This is a genomic window from Paenibacillus phyllosphaerae (genome assembly GCF_014192105.1).
GTDB lineage: Bacteria > Bacillota > Bacilli > Paenibacillales > Paenibacillaceae > Paenibacillus_Z > Paenibacillus_Z phyllosphaerae.
The window spans coordinates 53,799-78,027 of record NZ_JACHXK010000021.1 but is presented as its reverse complement, the minus strand read 5'-3'; the positions used below and the strand labels follow the sequence as shown (position 1 = coordinate 78,027).

The 24,229-nt window shown below is 53.0% G+C and carries 15 protein-coding genes; 2 read left to right on the top strand and 13 right to left on the bottom strand.

What is annotated here, in order from left to right; genetic code table 11:
• Positions 1 to 169: 169 nt before the first annotated feature.
• From FHS18_RS28580 to FHS18_RS28530, 11 genes are all read right to left on the bottom strand, one after another.
• Positions 170 to 565 (bottom strand): (R)-mandelonitrile lyase, encoded by a 396-nt coding sequence (locus FHS18_RS28580; RefSeq protein WP_183603814.1) that lies wholly within the window; start codon positions 563 to 565, stop codon positions 170 to 172.
• Between the two features lie 5 nt (positions 566 to 570).
• On the bottom strand, positions 571 to 1,818 hold the full coding sequence (locus FHS18_RS28575) for a multidrug effflux MFS transporter (RefSeq protein ID WP_183603813.1): 1,248 nt from the start codon (positions 1,816 to 1,818) through the stop codon (positions 571 to 573).
• Between the two features lie 266 nt (positions 1,819 to 2,084).
• A complete protein-coding gene (locus FHS18_RS28570; protein ID WP_183603812.1) occupies positions 2,085 to 4,262 on the bottom strand; it encodes a DUF5050 domain-containing protein in 2,178 nt (725 codons plus the stop codon).
• 133 nt (positions 4,263 to 4,395) lie between these two features.
• On the bottom strand, positions 4,396 to 8,823 hold the full coding sequence (locus tag FHS18_RS28565; protein WP_183603811.1) for a coiled-coil domain-containing protein: 4,428 nt from the start codon (positions 8,821 to 8,823) through the stop codon (positions 4,396 to 4,398).
• Positions 8,801 to 9,568, bottom strand: a complete 768-nt coding sequence (locus FHS18_RS28560; protein ID WP_183603810.1) for a DUF6063 family protein — start codon at positions 9,566 to 9,568, stop codon at positions 8,801 to 8,803. Before FHS18_RS28560 ends, FHS18_RS28565 begins: the two co-directional genes overlap by 23 nt.
• On the bottom strand, positions 9,555 to 11,078 hold the full coding sequence (locus FHS18_RS28555; RefSeq protein ID WP_221401506.1) for a replicative DNA helicase: 1,524 nt from the start codon (positions 11,076 to 11,078) through the stop codon (positions 9,555 to 9,557). Before FHS18_RS28555 ends, FHS18_RS28560 begins: the two co-directional genes overlap by 14 nt.
• On the bottom strand, positions 11,060 to 12,112 hold the full coding sequence (locus tag FHS18_RS28550) for a Wadjet anti-phage system protein JetD domain-containing protein (RefSeq protein WP_183603808.1): 1,053 nt from the start codon (positions 12,110 to 12,112) through the stop codon (positions 11,060 to 11,062). The genes FHS18_RS28555 and FHS18_RS28550 overlap by 19 nt, the downstream gene beginning before the upstream one ends.
• A gap of 311 nt (positions 12,113 to 12,423) precedes the next feature.
• Positions 12,424 to 15,315, bottom strand: a complete 2,892-nt coding sequence (locus FHS18_RS28545; protein WP_183603807.1) for an alpha-L-rhamnosidase — start codon at positions 15,313 to 15,315, stop codon at positions 12,424 to 12,426.
• 47 nt (positions 15,316 to 15,362) lie between these two features.
• Positions 15,363 to 16,757 (bottom strand): MFS transporter, encoded by a 1,395-nt coding sequence (locus FHS18_RS28540; protein WP_183603806.1) that lies wholly within the window; start codon positions 16,755 to 16,757, stop codon positions 15,363 to 15,365.
• Positions 16,758 to 16,799: 42 nt separating this feature from the next.
• Positions 16,800 to 17,084 carry an HPr family phosphocarrier protein gene (locus FHS18_RS28535; RefSeq protein ID WP_183603805.1) on the bottom strand — a complete coding sequence of 95 codons (285 nt, stop codon included), beginning with the start codon at positions 17,082 to 17,084 and terminating at the stop codon, positions 16,800 to 16,802.
• A gap of 86 nt (positions 17,085 to 17,170) precedes the next feature.
• Positions 17,171 to 18,430, bottom strand: coding sequence for a glycoside hydrolase family 1 protein (locus tag FHS18_RS28530; protein WP_183603804.1), 1,260 nt, complete (start codon positions 18,428 to 18,430; stop codon positions 17,171 to 17,173).
• A 278-nt stretch (positions 18,431 to 18,708) separates the two neighbouring features.
• Here FHS18_RS28530 and FHS18_RS28525 point away from each other — a divergent pair, with 278 nt between their 5' ends.
• Entirely contained in the window at positions 18,709 to 19,707 is a 999-nt protein-coding gene (locus tag FHS18_RS28525; RefSeq protein WP_183603803.1) for an AraC family transcriptional regulator, read from the top strand.
• 63 nt (positions 19,708 to 19,770) lie between these two features.
• Here FHS18_RS28525 and FHS18_RS28520 read toward each other — a convergent pair whose 3' ends face one another.
• Complete coding sequence (locus FHS18_RS28520) at positions 19,771 to 21,858, bottom strand: alpha-L-rhamnosidase-related protein (RefSeq protein WP_183603802.1); 2,088 nt, start codon at positions 21,856 to 21,858, stop codon at positions 19,771 to 19,773.
• 100 nt (positions 21,859 to 21,958) lie between these two features.
• Between FHS18_RS28520 and FHS18_RS28515 the strand changes: the two genes are divergently transcribed.
• On the top strand, positions 21,959 to 22,876 hold the full coding sequence (locus FHS18_RS28515; protein ID WP_183603801.1) for an AraC family transcriptional regulator: 918 nt from the start codon (positions 21,959 to 21,961) through the stop codon (positions 22,874 to 22,876).
• Between the two features lie 55 nt (positions 22,877 to 22,931).
• On the opposite strand, the gene FHS18_RS28510 is transcribed toward FHS18_RS28515, so the two are convergent.
• Positions 22,932 to 23,984 (bottom strand): family 43 glycosylhydrolase, encoded by a 1,053-nt coding sequence (locus tag FHS18_RS28510; protein WP_183603800.1) that lies wholly within the window; start codon positions 23,982 to 23,984, stop codon positions 22,932 to 22,934.
• Positions 23,985 to 24,229: the final 245 nt, after the last annotated feature.

The window sequence follows — 24,229 nt, the reverse complement described above, 5'->3', positions numbered from 1 at the left end:
CCTAGATGTATTGGAATTTTTTCGATTAGTCTGTCTAATCTATTCCTAATTATAGCTAGTTTTGGTTCGAGAGTGAACCGTTCACTACAAATTAAAAAAAGCACCCCGAAGGATGCCTTCCCAAATTCCCGTGTCTTCACGAAGACGACCCTTAGACCGCGCTCGTAAACTAGGACTCGTATTGGTCGTCACGGACATGTTCCAGCCATTCGACCGCCTTGCCGTCTTGGCGTTCTTGAATGGCGATATGCGTCATCGCCGTTGCTGGCGAAGCGCCGTGCCAATGTTTCTCGCCCGGCGGGAACCAGATCACGTCACCGGGATGAATCTCTTCGATCGGACCTCCCCAGCGTTGCGCGCGTCCTTTGCCCGACGTGACGATCAGCGTCTGACCTAGCGGATGCGTGTGCCAGGCGGTTCGGGCTCCCGGTTCGAACGTTACGCTGGCGCCGGCTACGCGCGCCGGATCGGCCGCTTCAAATAACGGATCGATGCGAACCGTACCGGTAAAATAATCTGAAGGTCCTTTGCCTGAAGGCTGAGATCCCACTCTTCTAATGTCCATTTTCGTTAATCCCCCTGTTCGAAGTAAGGTTTCGTATCCGCGTTCTTAAAGCCGCCGCTTCTTGTTCTTGCCTTCCTAATCAGCAGCACGTAGGCTGCGAAGGCGAGTACGCTTGTCGCGAAAATCACCACCCCGAAAGGGAGTGCCGAATGTTCGCCCGCGATGCCTACAAGCGGTGAAATAACCGCGCCTAATGAAAACTGCAGCGTGCCGAGTATGGCGGACGCGCTTCCCGCATGTTGTCCATGCGATTCCATCGCTAACGTGACGCATACCGGTCCTATCATTCCAATCGATACGGCGAACAAGAAGGTAGAACCAACGATCGTTGCTAAGGAACCATTCGCAAGGACGGCAATCAGGATCGCGGAAGTCGCAATGACGGATAGCGTTAATCCCAACCGAAGAATAAGAGGTTCAAACAGCCGGCCGGCGGCCCGTTTGACGATTTGCGATCCGATCATGATCGCAAGACCGTTCATGGCAAACAGAATCGAGAAGACCTGCGGCGACACGCCGAAGATGTTCTGATAAATAAACGGCGTGGCGGCAACAAAAGCAAATATGCCGGCGAACAGGATACCGTTAACAAGCGCATACCCCATAAAAGTGCGATCCCGCAACAAATGATTGTAGTTCCGCATGAACGCCCCCAAGCTGCTGGGGACCCGCTTAGCCGGAGGCAAACTTTCCTCTAACCCCCTAGTGGTAATCACCGTCAATAGTATACCTAGCAAGCCGAGGAAAACAAACACGCCCGACCATGAAGCGTACGCTGTAACGGCACTTCCCGCATTTGGTGAAAGTAAGGGAGCTACATTGCTGATCATCGTAAGCAGCGAGATAAACTTCGTCATCTCGACGCCGCTGTATCGATCCCGGGCAATGGCACGGGCAATGACGAGTCCCGCTGAAGCCGCGCCGCCTTGGATGAATCGCAGCAGGATGAACGTCTCCACATTCGGCGCCACGGCACAACCGATCGAGGAAAGGATATATAGCACCATCGCAATCATGAGCGGGTTGCGTCTTCCATAACTGTCGCTGAGCGGTCCCATGACCATTTGACCTAAGCCTAGCCCCAATAAGCTGGCGGTTAAACTCACTTGAATCGTGGATGCGTTCGTTCCGTAATCATTCATAATCTCCGGGAGCGCAGGGAGATACATATCGACCGTGAATGGGCCCAATGCGGAGAATGCGGCCAGGATCAGCGCCAGCCGGAGCGGACGATCGTTACGTGTATCGTTCATATCGGCAACACGCGAGTCGTGCACACAAGCATGAGCGTGGTCTCCTTTCTTGCCTATCGATGCAGTTAGGCTAATCAAACGCGTTCGGTTAATCAACTTGTGTCTATTATTGTCCGATCGAGCGCTTGAATGCAATGGTTAAAGAAACACGATCTGTTCATATATCAACACAGCATGTGAAAGTGTTAAGTATCTTGCCTTTGCCGCATCACAAAAAGGCCGAAGAAAGCATAAGCTTCCTTCGACCTCACGGTTTTTGCTAACTGCTACGAGCCGAAATAGTATTCGTAGAGGGCTTCGTAATCCGCTCCATATTCATCGTCATACTCGTACGGCTCCGGATAAGCGATCCGATTGGCCTCATCTTCCAGTCCCATAGCCTTCAGCTGTTCCTGTAAGTATGCGATGGCCTTGCTATTATCGTGCCAGAGGTAATAATATTGCCCATCCCGGAAGAACACCAGCTTGTCCAGCGTCGAGGCCTCTTCGAAGAAATCCTTCAGATCCGCGCGATGCACGCCATCCTCATATTCCTCAAAATCGAACGCCAGCGGTTGGACCGAAGCCGTTTCGGTGCCGCTGTAAACGACGCCCAGCCCATCTTCGGTTGCAGCGGCGATCTTCTTCTCGCGATCTTCGCCGAGCTTCTGCATGTAGGCGTAAACATCACTGATCGGTTCCAGGGCAAACCGCTCACGGACGATGCTCATCACGTCTTTTTCTTTTTGCGTCAGGGATTGCTCCACCTCTGCGGCCTCTTCCTGCAGATACGCATAATCGTCTTCGGGCATGTCGGCCATCCAATATTGAACGCTCATCGGCTTATAAGCGAGCAGCTGCATGAACGCGCGGAAATTGCCGGCGACGATCTGCACGGGATCATCCTCATAAGGCGAGACGCGGACGATAGCGGCTTCGTCCAGATTCGATACGGTACCGAAATCGGTCAGGAACCCGTAATGAACTTCGTCATCATAGTTATCCATCGCAAACGGGATCACGTCGATCGGCGTTGATTCGTAGCGATAGCCGATACCGAACCCTTCGAAATACGGATGAATGAGTCCGCCGCCAAGCAGCATTTTCCGCTCACGCAGCTCATCCTCCAGTGCAATCACCTGTTTCAGCATATCAGGCATTTCATACTTGCCGTAGTTTTGACGGACTGCCTGCTCGTATTCTGCCTGCTCTTCTGCGGTTGGCGCATCAGGAGCCGTGCTGTAAGCTAGTTTGGTGTTGTCTGTACCGTTCAGCTTAATGCGGTAATCGCCCGCTGACTCCTCGTTATCATACAACGTGTAGGTGAGCCAATCGCCAATAACGGCCCGCGTGTAAAACTCCTGATCGCCGACGAGTCCGGCGAGAACCGTTTGCGCGCTGCTGCCATCCGTCTTCACTCGAATGAGACGATGATCCAGCTCATACGACTCCGTCTCATAATACACCCAGCCGTCTTTGACGAAGAGCAGTCCGCTGTGCCCCTTCGTGATCGGGATCGGCTTACCGCCCGAGAGCTTCACCTTATAGATCGGTCCGTAGTAAGAATAGCTCGATAGCCAATCTTTGGCTTCCGGATCCGATTTGGTGCTGTAATACAGCCAGTCCCCCTCCACAAAAGGGTTCCCGCTCTCGTCCTCATGAAGCAACAGTTTGCCGCTGCCGTCGATTTTCAGCCGCACGGCAGATTCGTTCATGTTGAGGTAGACGATCTGATCGTTCGAAATCACGATGTTTCTTCGTTGATACGGGCCGTAATACGTGACCGGGCCTGCCTTTTTGTCCATTTGTCCGACAGGCGCATAATAATCGCTTGCCAGCTTCTTCTTGTTCTTGCCGTCCAGCCCTACGCGGTACAGCACATACGTATTGTTCTCTTCCATGGTGTAGAAGAGCGTATTCTTGTAGACCGTGAAGCTTGCCCAATCGATCTGCCCGTTATCGGCCGTTAATACCGTCACTTGTTTGCCGTCGAGCTTCGCTTTCTTGATCGTCCCGGTCGTGAACTTGCCTGATTTCACCGTCCCAACCCAGTAGATGACGGAATCGCCGATAATATCGATAATGGACGCATTCGGGTTCTGCGCCAGTTGCTTGACGAATTGCGGCTTGTTGGTTAGCGAGATCACATTATTATCGGTATAACTGTAGTTCACGAATCGGGAATAATTATATGGTTTAATGAAAACTTCGCTATTCTTCACGACTTGCGCGCCGGAGCCGTCCGCCTTCTTCTTCTTTTGCACAGACCTGCCGGAAGCTTCATCATACTCCAAATAGTAAATCCAGCCATCACTCGTAACGCCAGTGAAACTGGACATCTCCGCCAATGTGATAGCCAAAGCGTCCGTCGACTTTCCGTTAGCGGCAGCCGATGCAGCGGCCTCCGCCAGCGTCGGCGAGATCAACAGCATCAGACCCGCCAGCACCACTAATACACGTTGCAACCTTCTCATCTCTTACACCCCAGTAAAGTAAATTGTGATAGCACAGACGAATATCATACAACATCTTACAGGGAATGTATGTACAAAATAGTAAAAGACCGGACAACTGCCGGTCTTTTACTATTTCTCTCTTTTAGAATAAAGTGATTTGACCTGCTCGGGCATCTATCCGATCAAGCGATTCCGGCGCATTGTCCTTGAAGTAAGCATGCTTGATTTGCTGAGCCGACTCGATAATCTGCTTCGAGGAATCGGCTGTATGACGCAACCGGCAGCTGTAAACGATCGGGAAATAATCCTGCAGGAATTTACCTTCCGCATGAGCGGTCAATGCAAGAATTTGGAATCCCAGCTGTTCTGCGATAAAAAAGACCGGCCCCAACACATGATCACTGGACGCTTTGCCGAACGGATTATCAAGAATAACGCTGCGATGCAGCTTCATGCTTGATTGAATGTAATGTTTCTTCTCCGCCACATAATTGAGCAGACCCAGGAATAGCGTCATGTTCTTGCTCCACTTCTCTCCGCCTGACCATCGATTCGACTGTTCCCAAGTGAATGCGGACTTCGTAACGTGATGATCGTTCATGACCTTGCGGCAACTCACTTTCATCGCTTCACTTTTTAACACAACCTGCAGCAGTTGCTTCGAATCCAGCCATTTCTCCAGACTTTTGCGGACATCGTTGTGCATTTCCTTGCCCTGTTCATCCAGATAACGACCTTTCTCCAACTGGGCGAGAATCCATTCCATATACTCACGAATCCGTTCTTTTCCTTCTTGATCCCCCCATTCTGGTATGAGGAAGCTATAGATTTCTCGCCAGCCATCTGCTGTTTTAATACGTGTCTTCTTGGGCAGTTCCTTTAATTCGCTCGTAATTTGCTTCAGGTGCATATGGATGCGATGGATGAATTGCTGTAATTCGCGGTCATGCGTCTGAATAGTCTCTGTCATGACATGAAGCGCCTTCTGAATTCTTGTCTCCATTACCATGCCGAATTCTACAATTTCGGTGTAGGATTGTTTCATCTCCACGCCTTGTACAACCATCTGCCGAAGTTTAACGTCTTTCACATGAGCAAGGCAGAATTCCTTGAACTGCTGAATGCCTTTACGAACAAGTTCTCGTTCTTTCTCAACCGCTTGCTTTCCGGCTTCCAGCGCGCTTATTGTTCGCTCGCTACACTTCATCCGTGCGTAGGCGAAATCCATCTCGGCCTGCTCTTCGATCGGCATGGCGATGAGGCGCTGATCATCCATCCTGTGCAGCAATGCATGCTTATCCCATAGCTGCCTTACACGATCCAAGTCGAGAAGCTGGCCTGCAACGTAACGAATTCGCTGCTGCAGCTCCTTGTTCTCCTTCTCCAGCTTCACCTGCTCCAACTCCAATCCCATCTTGACTTCCGCCAGATCGTCTGTAAGAAGGACGGGCTGCTCGCCCTGAAAGTGCTTCCCATATTCGCCTGCCAACGTTTCGATGACACCTTCAATCTTCTGCAGCTGCCTATTCTGCCGGGCCAACTTCTCGTTGGCCTCGCTCACCTGCTTCCGGTAGAGCTCGATCCGCCCCCACCAGTCTTCCTTCTGCGTTTCCAGGTCAGCCGGCAAATCGGCAAGTTGGTTTACATCCGGATGCTCTCGCAGCAGGCTTATCATGATCTGGTCCGCATTCGCCGCCTTCTCCTGCTCGTGACGCAGAGTTCGCTCCAGCTCATTACGCGCCATAAGGAGGCCTTCCCGTTCCCGATCAAGCATCTTGTACGCTTCTTTCAGCTCCATTAGCGAACGCTCCGTATCTACGTAGACAAAAGCTTGGGCTGGTTGATACAGGTCATCATGAAGCAACAGCTGTCGTTCTGTGCGGAGGTTGCCGCAGCTATTCTCTGCGTCTTCCCGTTCTTCTTGAATTCGATGCAGTTGGTACTCCTTCTTACGTTGCTGGGCTTGCAAGCCATTAAGCTGCTCGTGAATAGGGATGAGTGCAAGTTCCAGCTTCCTCATCTCCGAACCTAACGTTATATAATGCTGGGCATCCTTCAGCCATACGCCTAAATGATGGATTTCATCCAACATGCGTTCCTGTTCTTTGCGGTACTTCTCTGCCAATTCCTCTAATTGATTCAAATTCTGTTCTAGCTGTTCCCTCTCCCGAGACGATTCCACGAGCTGTTCTCTGTTTTCATGCAATTGCTTTTCAATTTCCTGAGAACGGCTCAACGGGTAGTCCGACAGAAATCTCGACAGAACCTGCCATCCATGCTGCCAGTGCTGCAATTGGGCCTCAACGTCCTCCCGCTTGGCGCGAATGGATTCCGCATGCTGAAGCAGACCTTCCTTCCATTGCTCAAAAGCAGCACGGTTCAGATTGCCCTGCCAATGTACGGGAACGGCCCAATTGTCATGCAGCTTCGCATGCGCACCTTCCAAGATTGCTGCCGCTTCTGCCGTATTAAGCACCCGAATCGGGAAAGCCAATTCATGAGCGGCTTCCGTCAGCTTCTGCATAAGCAGCCCTTGCTCCGACTCGATGGTTACAAGAGTAATCGCCCACAGCTTATTCTCTGCAAGCTCATGCCCATCAAGTTCTAAGCTTTGCAGATACTCAACACCGGTCTGTAACAAAGAAAAGTTCCGTTTCCAGGACGCTAGCCTCCGCTCTATGAGAGGATCAGCAAAAAACTGCTTTTGCCCGTTATAGTCGTCAACGAAACGATAAGCGTGCCGCTCTTGCAGCAGGAGGTCATTTTTCTGCGACTGACGCCTTGAGACACCATCGTGAAGCCGTTCCGTAATTGAGGCTTCTTTCTCATATATGGAGGGCACATGCTCCCAACTCGAGCGTAAAGCCGCTAATTCGCGAAGCACCTTTGTATGCTCGTTATCAAGCTGCTTCTTTTGGTGTTCATACATGGCCTTTGCCCGTTCAATCTCAAGCCGCTTACGTTCATTACCCTTTTGGCGTTCAAGAATGGATGCCCGTTCCTCCGCCATTTGCTTCAATCGGCTATCATGAGCAATACGCTCTTCCTCCAGCCTCTGCTGACGCGCAGACCAGACCGGGATTTGCTCCTCCACCTGTTCAAGGGCAGGATTGGCCAAGATTCCTCTCGTAATCCCGTCACGTTGCTCCTTCTTCATCTCCAGTTTCGTATTTGTTTCCCGATACGATAGCTCCCATGTCCGTACTTCCTTACGCAGATGGTCGATCGTCAACTCAGTCTCCGACTGCTCTTGAATTAAGTCTGCCAGCTGTGTCTGTACGGCTTGAAGCGTAGCGTTAATCCGCTTCTCTTGACGCTCGAATACAGTACGAAGTTCCCCGCCGATCCGTTCCCAACGCTCCTGCAGCTGCTGCTCATCTTCGCTTTGTTCCAGCCTGGCCAGCTGCTGCTCCAATTGTGCAGCTCTGAGCTGAGCCAATTCACGCTTTGTCCTGTGCTCCGCGTAATGCATGGAATGATAGTGATACTGGGCTTTCGTCTGCCGTTCCTGCAAACCGTCCGCTTCATCCTGCATTTCGCGCAGGATTAAGGCTTCCTTCCGCTTTGTCTGCTCCATCTCGGCGATTTCAAGCGACTTCCACTTGCGGTTTAAAGCGTCATGCTGACTGTGCAAGATCTGCTCGCGTTCGCCAAGTCGGGCCTGCTCCCCCTCTTGTTCGCCATGCTGCAGCAAGGTCAGATGACGATAAGCCTTGGCTTCTCTTCGGGTCCCAAGATACCGATCCTCCGCCTGCTGCAGCCTTTCATGCAGTTGGACATAATGCACGAGTTCCTTCTGAATGCGCTTGTTATCTTCAATCTGCTCCTTTAATTCCTTGTAACGCTTGAACCCTTCGCGATGCGATTCGAACATAGTGACGAATCGGGCCTCTTCATAGCCTTCCATCGCCTGCTCGATGGTTGGAATCAACAATCTGTCGAAGAGCTGTGACGTCGTCTTGCAATCATCGAAGAACTTCTCTATGCCACCTTCGGTATCATTGATTTTGACGATAGCTTGCCATTCTGATTCGATAATATGGTAGCTTTCCTCCAGATAAGCCTTATAGGCTTTGATCGTATCGAAGGTGCGAGCCTTTAACGGAAACCGCTGCATCATGGAAGAATAATATTCCTGAATCTCCCCTTTGTCGGCCGGCCTGGATTTATTCATATAAGCTTTGACGTAGGGAATGTGATCAAGGCCGTGCGCGTCGTGTTCCCCATATTCATAAACGTAGCGGAATGAATCGACGCCGTTGCCGCTAAGGAACAGACTGACGCAAGTGACGGCATATCTGCGGCGCGGCTTATCGCTTAGAATCCACTCCACAGCAATATGAGCAGGACCATTCTCCAACAGCAGTGTATCTTTCAGCTTGCGTCCGGAAAGATCGGTATGGGGAAGCATCGCTTGAAGCGCTGTCTGAATGAAGACCGTTTTACCGCCGCCATTCTCGAGCACGATCGCGCCATTATGACCATCGAAGAAAAAGGTTTCGTCGTTATACCGTTTATTGCCGCCTTCATACAACACATGCGTAAATCTAATTTTGGAGATCGCGGGCATAATCATCCACCTCCTCGTTCGGCGTTGGGCGTTCATCCAGGCCATACAGGAAATTCAAGATGCCACGGTTATATTCTAGCTCCATAAAGTAGCGCTGCACGAAAACCTTCGTTTTCTCAGTCAGCCCGATCTCGCCGCTACCGACCTCTTCTGCCAGCTGCTGGTCGAATAAGAATCTTCTCACCGTGTCCAAAAAGCTGAGCCGGCTGATCGTATTGCCGCTCTGACGTTTGGCCGTCTCCTTGATATCGTCCATCATATCCCACTTCTCGATGACTGCTGCCCAATTGTAGGAGAATTCCCGTTCGTATTGCTTCAGTTCATCCTCGCTATGCTCCTTCAACACATCGATTCGTTCCTGCACCAGAATGGCCCACTCATCGATTGGAATGAAATTACGGGTCGGCTCCACACTCTGATAGCTGTCGTAGAATGCGCCGATAAACACCATAACTGCGAGATACATAAGATACAGGTCCGCGTTCACGGCGGTTGTTCGAAGATAGGTCTTCTTCATATACTCGTTGCTGAAATGAAACGGAGACAAGCGAACAAGCGGGATCAGATACAGCTGATCTCCTGCTGCAATGACCGTACAATCAACTTCCGCCGCGAACTGATCCACTAACCCTCTTACTTGGTCGTCTGCCATATATTCCTGCAGCCGTTCCTTCTCCGCTATACCCGTCATGGATAATTGAGCGTAGACTCTGAAGGCTTCCATTACGGTATTATTGTCGTACATTAGCTTGCTCCGCCCCCCAAGAAATCGTCATATTCTGTATCTGATAGCGAGATCCAGCCTCTGCAATAATGTCAGGTAACTCATGAACGACCAGAATACGGCTGCCAAGCAGGGAGAATACTTCTTCCCATTCTGCTTCGCGGTCTTCTTCTGTTATGGACCGCGCCTGTACAGGACTGCGCTGATGAAGAATAAGCCAGAAGTCAAAGAAGCTTCTAGACATTAACCACTCCGATTGATTGTACGACTCAAGCCGCATGAACAACCGCCTCAGCTCCACGGGTGCTTGCTGTTCCAGTTCTTGCAGAAGCAGCATCAAGACCGCCTTGAACAATTCACGTCTTTGTCGTGAGAACCCGTCATTGGCCTCCGTATCCGCCGCTTCCAAAAACGACTCTTCACGCGGCTCCTTTTCGCCGTTGCCTGTAATGCTTTGCTCTGCGAACACGGTCAGCGGAGACCAACTTGGGGTCTGCATCAGACCCATAAACGGCGCGACTACCGCCTTGGACGCCTCCAGTGGAAGCGGAGCTCCAATGACGAAACCGACAAGGTCCTGATCAAAGTTAAAGGAGCTGATCCCCGTATAATACAGCGATTCCTTGGCCGAATGCAGCGCTTTATTCTTCAGATCCATGCTTTGTTGCAGCAGCCCGGAGTGCTCGTTATGCACCTTCTCTAATTCACTTGCAATCCGCAGAATATATTCGTAGGCTCGCTGCTGCTTCTCCAGATTCATGTCGGCATGCAGCCGCATCCGTGTTTCCTTTACGAATTGCAGCAGTTCTTCGAATTCCTCGTTCTCCCGCTGCAGCCGCATGTAGATGTCCTCGAGCAGCGCAGAATAGCGCTGCAACGTTTCCTCGGAGACGATGCTTCGCTTAATCTCATGCTCGAGTTTGATCATTCGCTCCTGTAATGTCTCGACATCGACGCGCATCTCATTGATCTGCCGGAGCGCCCCGTGGAACTCTCCTTTCTCAAGCTGCTTGCGCAGGACGAGCTGATGGATGGACAGCTGGAATTCGGAATAGAACTCCTTGGTTGCAAAGACAAGCTCCAGTCCGTCCTCGTCAAGTGCGTAATATTGCGTATTCGTTCTCGAATCGAAGGCATTCGCCTTCAATATGGATGTATAGACGGTTTGCTGCTCGCGGATGTCCCAGTTGAAGAACGTAAACTCTCGCTTCTTGCCGGAAGCCGGCCGGAACACTTGAATAATGCTGCGAGCCAGGTCTTCCCATTCCCGTACTTCCACGCTCAGCTTGCCTGTCGTTATTCGGTGCAAATACACGGCCAGGTCTTTGACTCCGGCTTTTGCATGCCGCATTAGCTTCTGTTCGAAGAAGAACAACAGTGTCAGCATGCCCAGCTCCATCATATCGATGGTGTTGCCTTCTTTGTCCGTTTGCTTCTTGCGCTGCAACTCGAATAACGGATCGAATAAGGCAATTCTCGACATCCGTTCCTGGAAGCCGGTTATGGTTCCCGCTAGGTCCTCCCGATCCATGTTCTCCACTGTTCACTCCTCCATAATTGCTGCAGCTGCGAAGTCGTTAACGTTTCTTGCGGATAATAACCTCCTGAAACCAGGCAATGCTCAATCCGCTCGCGCTGTATTGGTGTAAAATAAGCGAGGAATGCTTCAATGGCCGCCTCGTCTCGTCTTTGATTGTGCTTACCCTTCACGAATGGCCTGGCTAAGCACGCTTCATAGAAGATAAGCGCCGGAATCATCGGTCGCTGCCTGTTTGTCTCATACCAGATACGAATGCCTTCATAATCGAGATCTCCGAAATAAAAGAATCGATGATCAACACCTTTGACCGGATACTGCATGGAGAACATGTCGATGTTCCCTGTAATTTTATTGCCGCAGCCGTAGATTAGCGTACGGAATGTTGTTTTCGGCAGGACAGGCAGCAGTGCTTGAAACGTGGTTTTGTTCTCTACAATTAGATGCATACAGCTCTGCCCCGCTGACGGATCCGAGGTGGTCGGGTTAACGGCCATCATAAGCGGATCGGATACCGGCTGCACCATCATCCGTTCCCATAATCCGAGACGTTTCAGCAGTGTATATCCGCCAAGTTCGGTAATCCACTTCTCATTGTTAACCAACTGAAAGCTCCGCTCCGGAGCCGGCGCGGCTTCTGATGGGAATCCATACTGCTTCAAGTACTGATCAATGCGTTCGATATAGGGCTTGTCTTGCTCGTATTCATGCTCAGAAAGCGAATAATAACCGTCCAATTGGATTGCAGAATGGGTCGTTTGCCGGCTTTGGTGCAATAGGTTGACCAAGGGCTGTCTCATCTGTTGCTTATTCATGCGATAACGGTAAGCCAATGACGGCTGCTTGGCCGTACGACCGGCAGACCGCACGGCTTCCAGTACCTCTGTGAATTCTAGCTCCTGCACAACAGCTGCAAAATCGCTCCATTCAATAGAAGCACCGCTAAAAAGGGCTTCCAGCTCTTCAAGCAGAACCGTGGTCTTCTTGGATGAACGAAGAAAATCTTCTATCATTTGTTTAGTCTCCATATACCTAATAGTCCCCTGAATGATTAGTTACCAATTAGTATAACAGACCTATTCTCGAGAAGAACGTTATCCCGAATAGGAGATTGTGTCAAAATAATGGGAAAAGTCCCATCTACATGACAGTGACCTGATTAACGTTCGAGATGAAATATGCTCCTAAGTCGATCTAACAAAAAAAATGAGACCATTTCGATTGGTCTCATAATTACACCCGATTCTTCACCGTGGACTGCCGCCCGGCCCGACAAGCGTAAGAACGCAAAAACGCTTGCGCATCTTAACCGCAGTTAAGATGCCAAGCGTTCCTCGTCTTATTGATATTCGACCCGATTCAATTCCGCGAGCAGTCCCGCTACCCGTTCTTGCGTGATCCCTTTGGATGTATCCTTGATCAGTTGTTTCAAGGTCAAGTTCTTCACGTAGAACTTCAGCGGCGGCCGGTCGACTTCCGGCAGATGCCGGATCAGCAATTCCTTGTCGGCCTCATACGCGAGCATCTCCCGGACGAAGCTGTCCTCCGTGAAGGCTACTCGGAACAGTTCATCGTTCCGATAGGTGAACGTATACTCGCCCGAACCTGCCGTAATGTGCAAACCTTCCGCTGTTGCAAGGCCGCATGACATGCCTTCCGCCGACGCAATTGCCGAACCGTTGACGAGCATCTGATCCGCTTGCGCGCCGGGCAACAGCACTTCTGCCGTCGTGTTCGCCGGTATGCGAATCGTGACTTCGATCAGTCCGTCAGCCGTACGCCAACCGGAATGAATCTCGCCGTACATCGATTCCAGCGAAGCGCTCGCCCCTTGCATGCCTCTTGTTCCCGGCTTCGGATGAATGCGGATCTTCTTGTAAGCCGGCGCCGTCCCATCCATATCGAGTCCCGCCACGCTCCGGTACAGCCAATCGCCGATGGAGCCGTACGCGTAATGGTTGAAGGAATTCATGTTGTCGGACCAGAACGAACCGTCTTGCTTGATGCTGTCCCAATGCTCCCAGATTGTCGTGGCGCCTTTCGTGATCGGATACAGCCAACCCGGATAGCTCTGCTGCTGGAGCAGCTTGACCGCCGTCTGATGGTAGCCGTTGCCCGACAATGCGAAGCAGAGATATGGCGTCCCGACGAACCCGGTCGTCAAATGGTAGTCGTTCTCGACGATCAGATCGTTCAGATCGCGGGCGATCCTAGCGCGGATCGGTCCCTCGACCAAATCGAAGACGAGCGCCAGCACATGCGCGGTCTGGGTCGGCGACGCCATCCGGCCGAACGGCGTTACGTATTCGCCCCGGAAGTGCGCAATGATCCCCTCGAGCAGGCTACTGTAGGCATCGGCATCCTGCGACTTCCCGAGAACGACGGCGCTATTCCGCAGCAGTCTCGTCGAGTAGGCGTAGTAGGCGGTCGCGACGAGATCGCGCGGCGTCGCCCCGACATAGCTGTTCTCCTTGGCATCGAGCGCAAGCCAATCCCCGAACTGGAAGCCGGTGTTCCAGGCGTATTCGTTCTCGCCCTGCGCCCGAATATAGTCTACCCATGCCTTCATGCTGTCGTACTGTTCTTCCAGCAGACGTACATCGCCGTAAGATTGATACAGCGTCCAAGGAATAATGACGGCCGCGTCGCCCCAGCCTGCGGCGGAATCGCCGTTCGACACGTTGGGGATCACGAACGGAACGCCGCCGTCAGGCAGCTGGTCCGCCTTCAGATCGCGCATATATTTCGTGAACATCGGGCCGCCTTGGTAATTGAACAGCGCCGTCGAGACGAATACCTGCGCATCCGCTGTCCAACCGAGCCGTTCGTTGCGCTGCGGGCAATCCGTCGGCACATCGATGAAATTGCCCCGTTGTCCCCATACGATATTCGTCTGCAGCTGATTGACGAGCGGGTCGGAGCAAGCGAAGCTGCCCGTGCGAGCCATATCCGTATGCAGCACCTGGCCGACGAACCGGTCAAGCGGCAATCCGTCCGCTTGTCCCGGATACCCTTCGACTCTGACGTAGCGGAAGCCTTGGAACGTGAACTTCGGCGCGTACGCTTCCGTTCCCGCACCTTGGGCGATGTACTCGACCTCTTGCTTCGCTTCCTTCAGATTGCCGAAGTAGATATTGCCTTCGCGATCGAGTACCTCCGCATGCTTCAGCACAATGCGTGTACCTGCCGGGGCATCGACGGTGAGCCGAATCCGGCCGACCATGTTCTGCCCCATGTCCAACACCGTATCGCCATTAGGCGTCACGATGGCCGCGATCGGGCGAATCTCTTCCGTTACGCGAACCGGTTCATTCTCCTGGGCGATCAGTTTGTTCGTCGGTCCTTCGATCGTCTCTACCGGTTGCCATGCCGATGCGTCATATCGTCCGTGGCTCCAGCCTTCCCGAACCAGCCGGGCGTCGAATTTCTCCCCGTGATAAATATTGGCATAACGGACCGGACCCGTCTCCGCCTTCCAGTCCGAATCCGTTACCACCCAAGCTTCCGTGCCGTCTTCGTAGGTTACGCTAAGCTGCAGCAGCGCCGCCCGGCGGTCGCCGTAGCGGAACAGGCCATCGCCCATGCCCCCTTTGTACCAGCCATCCGCCAGCGTAATACCGATGCCGTTCTCGCCTTCTCGCAAGAGAGCGGTCACGTCATAGGTCTGATATTGGATACGGTGCCCGTAGCTCGTCCATCCCGGTGTCAGCTCCTCGTCGCCGACTCGGCTGCCGTTCACATGGAGTTCGTACAAGCCAAGCGCCGAGGCGTAAATTCTTGCCGAGGCCACGCCTGCGCTGACGGGGAAGCTTGTGCGCAGCAGGAATGCCGCTTCCGTGCCGGGATCCAGCTGCGCGGATGCAGGCGTTATCCAACTAGCCCGCCATGGCGACTGATTGAGCAATCCGGTCTCCCACCAGGCGCTATCGCTCCAATCCGACTCCCTGCCGAAGTTATCTCCCACCCTGATCCGATAATAGTAGCGAGTACGTGCCTCCAAAGGTTCGCCTGCATAGACAACATGAATCGATTGCTCCGAACCGACTACGCCGGAGTCCCATGCCAACTTCTCGAAAGCTTCATCCAGAGCAACTTGAATCCGGTAAGAAGATTGCAGCGTGCCTTTGCGGTCCGATTGAATCTTCCAACTCAATCTCGGGTGAATCACGTCAATCCCGAGCGGATTCGAGCGATACTCGCAGGTTAACGCTTTCACTTCTAGTTGACTCATTCGTTCGACCTTCCTATCTTATCGCCTTGTCCGGCGACTATTCTTCCTTATTGTTTGGCCTTACCCGACAGAGATTGCAGCTCCTCCATAATGGAAGGCAGCTTCTTCTCCAACGTGTAGAACAACATGAATACGATTTGCAGCAACACGAGCACGATCGGGAAGCCGATGAACAGCACCTTAATCGCGGTGATGGCCGAATCGCTCTGCATCTCTAGGCCCCCTTGGTAACCGCCGATCGCCAGCGCCCAGCCGACGATCGCTCCGCTGAAACCGCTGCCAATCTTCGAAGCAAGCGACGCTCCGCTGAAGATGAGTCCTTCCGTACGCGCGCCTGTCTTCCATTCTCCGTACTCGACCGTGTCGGATAGCAATGCGGAACCGGTTGCGACAGCCGGAGCGACGCCGAGCGTCTTCAGAATCGTGCTGATCAGGACGATCTCGAAATTCGACGGATCCACGAGAATCAGCAGCGAACCTGCGAGCGTTACCGCACAGCCGACGAGAATCGTATTGCGCTTGCCGATCCGCTTCATGAGCGGCGCGCACAGCAGAATACCGGCAATGATCGGCAGAATGCTGCCGATGCCCAAGGCCGCCACCAATCCCGGATTATGCAGAATGTATTGCGCATAATAGATGTTCAGCGCGCTGCTTATGCCCGTGTTCAGGAACAGGAAGATCGAGAACCCGAGGACGATCATCCAATACTTGTTGCGCATCAGCGACTTTGCTCCGACGCGCAGCGGAATATCCTTTTGCACCACGACGGGCTTCACGCGTTCCTTCGTCGTCTTGTACGTGATGGCATAGAGGAATGGCGATACTGCGCCAATGATGCCGAACGTGGTGGCCCAGCCCATCTTCCCTCCGCCGAATCCGTTGACCATCGGCATGGCGAACATGCTGATCGCGACGCCGCCGGTCAAGGCCAGCACCATGCGCGTAATGTTAAGCAAGGTCCGCTGGTAAGGGTCCTGCGTCATCAGCGAGTTCATCGCGCTATACGGAATGTTGATGCACGAATAGATCAGCATGCAGATGAAATAGGTGACGCTGGCGTAGATGATGGCTCCCGTCGGTCCCAGATCCGGAGCCGTGAACAAGAGCATGACCGACAACCCGAACGGGACCGCCATCCACTTGATCCAAGGACGGGCCTTGCCGTGCTTGCTCTTCGTCCGGTCCACCAAGGCGCCGATGCCGATATCCAGGACGCCGTCGACGATTCGCGTAATCAGGAAGATCGTACCGACGATCCCTGCCGAGATGCCGGCGATATCGGTATAGAAGAAGGTCAGGAAGGTCGAAATGGCCGTGAAAATGATATTCGTCGATAAATCGCCGACCGCGTATCCCAATCGTTCCTTCAGCGACAATTTCTCGCTCTGGACCGGATTGCCGGCGCTCTCCGCATGATCTAATGTTGCCGTGCTGCTCATGGATAATCCTCCTAAGATGTAGTCAAGCAAGCCTTCTATTCGCTATGACGCTTCTATTAACTGGCCGATGCCTTCCCGCTCGATTACCGCCTGCAGCGCGTCGAGCGCCTCGATCTCGTTCGGGCCGTCCGCAGTGACGGTCAACACGCCTCCTTGACGGGCCGTCAAGGTAAGGAATCCGAGGATCGAGTGCAAGGTCACCCGCCGTCCGTCGAACTCGGCGAACAGCGCGCAATCCAGATAACGGCCCGCCGTATAGACGAGTTCATTCGCGGGTCTGGCATGAAGGCCGTCTGGGTCAAGCAGCGTATAACTTCGTTTCAGCATTAGATGTGCTCCTTCTATTAGTCTTGCCGGACGGGGGCTCTTCGTCGCGAGCCTGCTCCGTCCGGGTAAGTCCGAACGCATATCAGTTAGATCGTCTTCGATTCCGCGATGCGGCCCAAATACCGGGCGCTTTCTTTGGCCTGCCGTTCCTGCGTCGAGCGATCGACCGCAATGAGGCCGAACCGCATGGAATAACCGGCATTCCACTCGAAGTTATCGAACGTTGTCCAGTGCAGATAGCCCCGAACATCGATCCCTTCTTCCAAGCATGCCTGCACCCCGGCGAGACCCCGGCGTATAAACTCCACCCGGCGCTCGTCGTCATCCGTCGCCACCCCATGCTCGGTTATGAAGATCGGAAGCTGAATCGCTTTGGATACTTTGCGGATTACTTCGCCTAACGCTTCCGGATAGTATTCATATCGCATCTGGGTGAGCTCGGCGTCCGCAGCAGGCGCCACCCGGCCCTCCGGTCCATACACTTCGCGCGTGTAATTCTGCAGACCGAAGAAATCATCGCCTTCCAGCATCGGAATATATTGCTCGAAGTACATCTGCCATTTGTGCGCAGCAACCTCCTCGCCGCCCGGAACGGACTGTACATCCGACAGTGCCATCGACAAGCCGACTTGCGTATCAGGCCGCAACCGCTTAATCGTCTGTCTGGCGAGACGGTGGGCTTCCATCAGCAAGGCGATCTTCTGCTCGTCCGAGATCATATGGAACGTCACGTAACGGTCGACCGTCGTACCGCACAGCGCTGCCGCAGACTCCCGCCACTTCGGCGCCGACCAAGCCGCAGCGTCAATGCCGACCGGCGGGATCAAGCCGATATTGCTGAACGTTTCGCGCAGCATGACCGGGAGATTGACTTCGTTGAAAGTAAGGACGTAAGGAATCAGATCGCCGAGCTCTTGGAAGACCGCTTCGCAGTACTTGGCGAAGCGCGCAGGCGTCTCTTCGCCGCCCCAGCCGCCGAACCGCATGAGCCATTGCGGAGACGAGAAATGATGCAAGGCTACGACAGGCGTTAGGCCGTATTCGTAACAAGCCAACAAAACATCGCGGTAATGCGCAAGCTCCGACTTGGAATACTGGCCCGGTGCCGGCTCCACGCGCGCCCATTCGATCGAGAAGCGGTAAGCTTTCAATCCTAGGCTCGCCATCAAGGCGATATCTTCCCGATACAGCCGGTAATGGTCGATCGCATCGCCCGATTTGTCGGCGTAAGGCGAACCTTCCGCTTGTTCCTCCGCCCAGAAATCGCTGTTCGTATTGTTACCTTCAACTTGATAGGCCGCTGTCGCCGAGCCGATGATAAAGTTTTGGGGAAAAGCAAATGTCATCTGGTCCACTCCTATGGGTAAATTTGCAGTTCTTACATCTCGAACCTTGGACCTATCATAGCAGTCCTGGCAGAGGCTGATAATGCCGATATGAAAGCGTTTATATGCTCGAATCAAATCGACGAGGACTGCAATTGATTCCCAGTTGGCGCGAAAACGTTGATTTTCGTACTGCTTCTATGCTTGAATCGAATTTTAAGGGCTGGATGCGACCATCGGCAAAGGCTATACTTAGGGAACAGATTTCGTAGCGCAACAAGGAAGGGAGATGCACGGGGATGGAGACATCGGAGCTGCATGCATATTTGCAAAACAACAACAACGGAATTGTTAATTGGGAGGCGCTCAAAGCAAGACTGCAGCCCAAAGCGCTAAAGATCAACGGAATTCCGGTCTTCATGTTCGACTTGACCTTCGACATTACGCAGAAGCTGATCGACGACCAGCTCGTCATCTCGATCCAGCGTCCCTTCTCGAGCGTGCCGATGCATGTCCATCCGTATATCGAGATGGTCTATGTATATCGCGGTCAATGCACGGTCATTATTAACGACCAGCAGATTCCCCTTTCCCAAGGCGGGATGATGCTGATCGACAAGATGACGCCCCACACCGTGCTGGAAACGACGGAAGAAGATATCGTGGTCGATATGAAGTTGAAGCATGACTATCTCTCCACCGGGTTCATAAGTCGGATCACCAGCAAGAGCATCATCTCCGAATTCCTCATCCATTCGCTCATCGACAAGCGCAAGACCAACCAGTTCCTCCACTTCCCGCTGCACGGCGTAGTGAAGACCGGGCAAATTATGGAGCAGCTCATGTGCGAGTATTTCGACCGGGGGATCAATTCGCACGATATCATTAATTCGTACCTCGTCATCTTGTTCACGGAACTAATTCGGCATATCGACGATCTCCAGCTTTCCGCGCATAGCCGGAGCACGGAGGATTCCTCGGTCGTCGATTATTTGCGGTACATCGAGGAGCACTACACGGACTGCTCCTTGGTCGATATGGCCGTTTATTTCAAATTCCATCCGAATGCCCTGTCTGCCATCCTGAAACGGACGACCGGCAAGTCGTTCAAGGATCTGCTGCAGCTGCAACGACTGAACAAGGCCGCGTTATACTTGAAGAACACCGATATTCCGATCGCGGACATTGCCGAGGAAGTCGGCTACTCGAGCCTTTCTTTCTTCCATAAGAAGTTCAAGGAAATCTTCAACGAGACCCCGAGCCAGTACCGGCAGGGAACGCGATCCTACATGAGCTAGCTGCTACTAACGCAAAAACTCCCCGCTCGGGGGAGTTCCTGCCACATAGCTATCAATGCCGCGCTACGCCTGATAAGTGATGCTGTAACGCTTGCCTGCCTCTATCGCTAACTCATAATCGATTCCCTCGATATGCCTGATTTCGCCGTCCGCGCACTCAGGGCGATTCTTGCTGCTGAAGGAAAGCACGCCTGAACCGCTGGTGGTCTCGACATGGATCGTAGACAGATCCATTTCAACGGTAATCTGCCCTTCCCCGATCGGAACCGTCCCCTTCATATGCTGGAGCCCTCCCAAATACGGCTTGATCCGGTAGGTTTCGTAGGCTGGCGATGAAGGGGTTATGCCCAGATAGTATTTGCCGATCAGATAGATCGGTCCGGCGCCCCAAGCGTGGCACAGGCTCTTGCCGAATGGCATATCGTACATGCCGTAATGCCGGTCATCCGCAAGCGATGGATCGTATTCCTCCCAGAATGAGGTTGCTCCGAGGTCCATCATGCCGCCCCAATACGAAAGCATCTCCTGGCGCACGACATCGTGCTCTCCGCTCTCGCAGAGTACAGCCAACTCGTGGAATCGCATGTAAGGCGTCCGGATACGGGGTACTTCCGGATTCAGCATGACGCTGCGAACAACGCTTGCTCGCTGTTCCTCCGACAAGTAACCGTAAGTCATCGCGAACATGTTGGCATGCTTCGTCAGCGTTGGCTTCGTCTCGCCGTCAACCCGATGATGCAGCAGACCGCCCTTCTCGTCATCCCAGAATAGCTGCAGCGTCTTCCGCTTCAGCTCCTCCGCTAGATCGCCATACGCAGCGGCCGCTGCTTCATCGTCCATAAGGGCGGCGAACGCACGCATAGCCTCCAGTCCCCTTGCCAGCAGAATCTGCAGCGTGCTTACGGCTCCCGTATTGGTAAGATCCGCCCAATCGACGAATACCCAATCCTGGGGTCTTCCTTCGATGAATCCTTCTTCGTTCCGCTGCTTCAGGCAGAATGCCATCAGCGATACGGCTCGCTCGTAATTCTGGCGAATGAAGGCCAGGTCTCCCGTATAGAGATAGTAGTCGTACAAGGACACGAACCAATACAGCGAATAATCGACGATCGTATTCTGATGCATCGCCAGCGGATCCTTTCCCCTCAGCGCGACGAGCGTCCTGCGCGTGACATCGAGGTCGAAGAAGCTGTAGTAATTCATTAAGAACGCTTGGTAAGCGTCACCCGACCAGACCCACCGATCCCGCTTGATGCCGTCCAGGAAGAATTCTCTCGTGTTCAAATGCAGCGTGTAGAGCGATATCTTGTAAATCTCGTTCAATTTGTTATCCGAACACTCGAACGAACTCCGGTACGTAACGGGAACATACTCATAAAGCATTGATACCCGCTCCCAAGTTACGCCCGGATCGGCATGAATCCATACGTAACGGAACGCTTTGCCGTCTTCCAACGTGTAGATGCCATCTTGCTCCTTGGCTGCCGCTTCTTGCGTATTGAAGACATCCAAGGTGACGCATTTATCCGGCGACAGTGCCTCAGCCATCGATTCTCCGTAATAGATTCTCACTTCCCCATTCCCTGTCACGTTATGGAAGCGAAGATAGCCGAATGTTTCTTTCCCGAAGTCGATGAGTGGATAGCCGTCCCGAATGTCGACCGAGGCAGGTTCTTGAGGCGTAACAGCGAGTCGGAACGCAGACGGCTTCTGAGCCGGGGAGTCGAATGTCCACGAGCCTGCGGACAGCCAATCGTTCTGGTAAGAGGTCACCTCCCAGTCGGAACCGGTCCGAATCGTGCTCCCCGTAATATAGAGCGCGGGCACCTCCGTATCATTGAACACGCTTACCATAATCTCGTGGCGGCCTGCAGGAAGCTTGACGGTAGAACGATTCGCGCGGTAATTATCCCTTCCGTCCAGATAAAGAGAGAATACGCCTTCGGCAGCGATCGTGATCTCCTCTTCTTGCTCCAATTCGTATGTGTAACGGAATTTGACATTCGAATAGTGCCGGTCAAGCCGCCAATAGGCAGGATAGGCGACTCCGCGTGCAGTCCGCTTGGCCGACATTTTCTCATGCAGCCGAATCTCAAAATCGCCCGGAAACCAAATCCAAGTAGCTGCTTGCTTTTGAACCGTCTTCGTCATGTATTGATCTTGCCCCTTTCGATCTCATTACATAGATTGTATAATAGGCGGAACATTCACAAAGCAGGTACAAATGACATTTGGCATAGGAGAAAATGACATGATTACCAATACTTCGAACAAAGCGGGGAAAGCGCCTGCTTTTCTTTCACCCATCGAAGAACATTTTCGCGGTGACTTTCCGATTTTCCTCAATCGTTGGGTCGAGGGCTTCGAGCTCAGAGAACATAGCCATGCCTACCTAGAGATCGTGTATGTCCTCTCGGGCGAAGGCTATCATTATGTGGCGGACCAGATCAATAGAACCGGTAAAGGCTGCCTGTACGTCATACCGGTGGGCACCTCCCATATTTTCCGCCCCAGCGGTACGTCGAGCCGTCTCTTAGTCTACAATCTATGTATCCGCCACGAATTTATCGGGGAGCTTACCGCCTGGTTATCGCCGCTCAGCAAGAGCGAGGACCCGCTGCGCATCTTTGGCGGCCAGCCCGGAACCTATCTATCTCTGATGGATACCCAACTGGAGCTCGCGCCTTGGTTCGAACGGATGCATCGGGAATTCACGGATCAGCATGGGGGCTTCGAGACCAGTCTGCTTGCCGGTTTGCTTCAGCTGACGGTTCAGATTGCCCGCATGTTAGAATCTAACCCCAACCGCCAAGATAGCCGGACTTTGGATCAAACGGGACGGACCGAACTAACCGGCATACTCGACGATATCCAGGCGCAGATCGCGGAACCGTGGAAGGTCGAGCAATTAGCCGCGCAGACCGGCATAAGCGAGCGGCATTTCATTCGCCTGTTCCGGCAGCGAACGGGGATGGGATTCTCGGAATACTTGCAGCATAAGCGGGTCGAACTTGCCTGCCGGCTGTTGACGGACACCGACAGGAAGATTGCCGATGTCGCCAAGAGCGTCGGCTATCAGGATGCCGCTCACTTCCGCGAGGTGTTCCGCAAGGTGATGGGAATAAGTCCAAGCCAATACCGGGGAACATTCCGATCCGGCAAGTCATAGTTGCTGAAGCGACAATCGCCATACCTTCCAAGTAGAAGGCATGGCGATTCGATTGCTACTCGTAATCTTCGATTCTCCACTCGTCCTTCCAATCCAGGTACGCCATCTTCCCGTCGAAGCGGAATGGCAGCCATACGAAAGTCGCTTTGGACGTATCGACGGGGGCGAAGTTATCTCCGTTCAGCTCAGACGTATCGGATGGCCCGAACAACCGGTCGAAGATCGCCGCCGCTTCCTCGTACGTTTGCGGATTGCCTGGCGTATGCTCCGTGATCCAGCGATCCGCCAAAGCGATATACAGATCTTTTTTGTGCGGATGCTTGAATACGGAACAGATCTGAGAGTGGAACGAAGTATTCGACTCATCCCCGACATGAGGGTCGCCAAGCACCTCGAACGGCCCATGATAGAGCTTGGAGCAAGCGACTTCGGACGGATTCGGGAAGTAACCGGTCGTGCCGGACGTTACGAGATAATGTAAGCCATTCCGATAGAAGTGGGCCGGCGCTTCCCGAACGTAAGGCGGATGGGATTGCGGAAAATGGGTCGAGTAATAGCCCGTTACGTCCGTATAATCATCGGTAAGATCGGCGCAGATCAGTTCACTGTGCACGCGCTCGAAATAATAGTAAGCCTTGCCGTCGCTCGGATTCACCACGAGGTCAAAATCTCCTGCGCTCATGCCAAGCGGTTTCAGGCCGTCACGAACCATCGTATAAGGACCGAGAATATCATCGGCAATCAGAACGGTCGATTTCTGGGAGTGATCCGGCTGCATGACTTTGAGCCAGCAGACGAATTTCTTGGTCGACCGGTTGTAGATGATATGCGGCCGGTCCATGAATCGGGACGGATGCAACGAGGATTGCTTGTTCTCGAGGTCAGGTGGAATGATTAACCCCTTGTCTTCCCAATTGTATAGGTCGCGGGAAGCGTAACAGCGAACGCCCCAATGCCAGATTCCGTTGCCAGGCGTGGACTTTTCCTTGTTCTCGCCATACCAGTAGAAGACGCCGTCAAGATATAAGATGGAACCGCCGTGAGCGTGAATTCGTTTGCCCTCCGTGTCAAGCCAGACCTGCCCGGGTCTAATCGCGTTATTGGACACCAGAACTTCTCCCTTCGCCTGCTAAGAATAATTGCTTTCAACTTCATAGTAAGGCAATCGGACGAACGATTCCGTATCCTTCTTTTCAGAAACGTTACCCTTTTTATCGAAGTTTTGCGCAGCGTCGACGAAGAGCCGTCCCTCAAGCACCCGCGGCGCTCAAAAGACAGCTTCTCTTCCTCAACGTGCCGCTGGCATGAGTAGCGCGAATGATGAATAACCGCAAGCCCCGGCGCGACTATGCA

Coding starts and splice junctions, on each gene's coding strand:
- FHS18_RS28580 (WP_183603814.1), bottom strand. CDS start 565: ATGGACATTAGAAGAGTGGGATCTCAGCCTTCAGGCAAAGGACCTTCA.
- FHS18_RS28530 (WP_183603804.1), bottom strand. CDS start 18,430: ATGACATTTGCTTTTCCCCAAAACTTTATCATCGGCTCGGCGACAGCG.
- FHS18_RS28560 (WP_183603810.1), bottom strand. CDS start 9,568: ATGTACGACAATAATACCGTAATGGAAGCCTTCAGAGTCTACGCTCAA.
- FHS18_RS28515 (WP_183603801.1), top strand. CDS start 21,959: ATGATTACCAATACTTCGAACAAAGCGGGGAAAGCGCCTGCTTTTCTT.
- FHS18_RS28555 (WP_221401506.1), bottom strand. CDS start 11,078: ATGGATCGGGAGGACCTAGCGGGAACCATAACCGGCTTCCAGGAACGG.
- FHS18_RS28545 (WP_183603807.1), bottom strand. CDS start 15,315: ATGAGTCAACTAGAAGTGAAAGCGTTAACCTGCGAGTATCGCTCGAAT.
- FHS18_RS28525 (WP_183603803.1), top strand. CDS start 18,709: ATGGAGACATCGGAGCTGCATGCATATTTGCAAAACAACAACAACGGA.
- FHS18_RS28565 (WP_183603811.1), bottom strand. CDS start 8,823: ATGCCCGCGATCTCCAAAATTAGATTTACGCATGTGTTGTATGAAGGC.
- FHS18_RS28540 (WP_183603806.1), bottom strand. CDS start 16,757: ATGAGCAGCACGGCAACATTAGATCATGCGGAGAGCGCCGGCAATCCG.
- FHS18_RS28575 (WP_183603813.1), bottom strand. CDS start 1,818: ATGAACGATACACGTAACGATCGTCCGCTCCGGCTGGCGCTGATCCTG.
- FHS18_RS28520 (WP_183603802.1), bottom strand. CDS start 21,858: ATGACGAAGACGGTTCAAAAGCAAGCAGCTACTTGGATTTGGTTTCCG.
- FHS18_RS28550 (WP_183603808.1), bottom strand. CDS start 12,112: ATGGAGACTAAACAAATGATAGAAGATTTTCTTCGTTCATCCAAGAAG.
- FHS18_RS28535 (WP_183603805.1), bottom strand. CDS start 17,084: ATGCTGAAACGAAGTTATACGCTGCTTGACCCAGACGGCCTTCATGCC.